This is a genomic window from Streptomyces sp. NPDC001027, from assembly GCF_040299045.1.
Taxonomy (GTDB): domain Bacteria; phylum Actinomycetota; class Actinomycetes; order Streptomycetales; family Streptomycetaceae; genus Streptomyces.
In genome coordinates, this window is the sequence record NZ_JBEPBI010000575.1 from 1 (window position 1) to 1,426 (window position 1,426).

Genomic DNA, 1,426 nt, shown 5'->3' on the forward strand with positions numbered 1-1,426 from the left:
CTAGTGTGATGCGCCTGAAATGGCGACTCTAAGTTGCTGTTAGGTATTGGTGGTTGGTGGGTTGATTTTGGTGAGGTAGTCGGCGAGCGAGTTGAGGATCTCGTCGGCGGTCTTGGTCCAGGTGAAGGGCCGTGGGTTTTCGTTCCAGGTGTCGATCCATGCGGTGATGTCTTGCTCGAGGGCCTTCACGGAGGTGTGGACGCCGCGGCGGATCAGCTTGTCGGTCAGGAGGCCGAACCACCGCTCGACCTGGTTCATCCAGGAGGAGCCGGTGGGGGTGAAATGGACGTGGAAGCGGGGGTGTTTGCCCAGCCACGTCCTGATCTCCGCGGTGTTGTGGGTGGCGTAGTTGTCGCAGACCAGGTGGACATCGAGTCCGGCGGGCACCGCCTTGTCGATCCGGGTCAGGAACTTCTTGAACTCGATCGCCCGGTGGCGTCGGTGCAGTGCCGATATGACAGTGCCATCGGCGATGTTGAAGGCGGCGAACAGGCTGGTGATGCCGTGCCGGTAGTAGTCGTGCGTGCGACGCTCGGGCATGCCCGGCATCATCGGGAGTACGGGCTGGGAGCGGTCCAGCGCCTGGATTTGGCTCTTTTCGTCCACGCAGAGCACGACCGCCTTCTCGGGCGGGTGGTGGTACAGGCCGACGACGTCGACGACCTTGGCGACGAATTGCGGGTCGGTGGAGAGCTTGAAGGCATCCTGCAGATGCGGCTTGAGGTCGAACTTCTTCCAGATCCGCCCGATGGTGGACTTTGACAGGCCGGAGTGTTGGGCCATCGACGCCCGCGACCAGTGCGTGTCTCTGCCCGGGGTGGACTCCAAGGTCGCGGTGAGCACGTCCTCGACCTGGTCCAGCAGGATCGAGGGCGGCCGGCCGGGACGCGGCTCGTCGGTCAGCCCGTCCAGCCGCAAGCGGATGAACCTCGACCGCCAGCGGTTCACCGTTCCGTGCGAGACGCCGAGTTCGGCGGCGATCTCCTTGTTCGTTCCGCCTTCCGCGCACCGCAGCACGATCCTCGCCCGCAGGGCCAGGAACTGCGCGGTCTTCGCCCGTCGCGCCCAGCGCGTCAACTCCGCACGCTCAGCTTCGGAGAGCACCAGTTCCGGCTTGCGCCGGCCCGGCCGCGGCTCGTCAACCAGGCCCGCCATCCGCCGGGCCACGAACCGCGAGCGCCACTTGCGCACCGTCTCCGTACTCACCCCGAAGCCCGCTGCCACAGTGGTGTTTGACGCCCCGTCCGCACAGGCCAGGATGATCCGGGCCCGCTCCGCCACGCGAGGCGAGACCGCGCCGCCCGCCCAGTGCGACAACTCCGCACGCTCCTCGACGGACAGCACGACTTCGACAGCACGAGGACCCCGAGACGCCATGAAAAAAGCATACAGATTTAGAGTCGCCATTTCAGGCGCATCACACTAG

The 1,426-nt window shown here is 65.4% G+C and carries 1 protein-coding gene; it reads right to left on the minus strand.

What is annotated here, in order from left to right; all coding sequences use genetic code 11:
* Positions 1-39: 39 nt before the first annotated feature.
* Positions 40-1,377 (minus strand): IS630 family transposase, encoded by a 1,338-nt coding sequence (locus ABT300_RS44015; RefSeq protein ID WP_351688790.1) that lies wholly within the window; start codon positions 1,375-1,377, stop codon positions 40-42.
* Positions 1,378-1,426 lie beyond the last annotated feature (49 nt).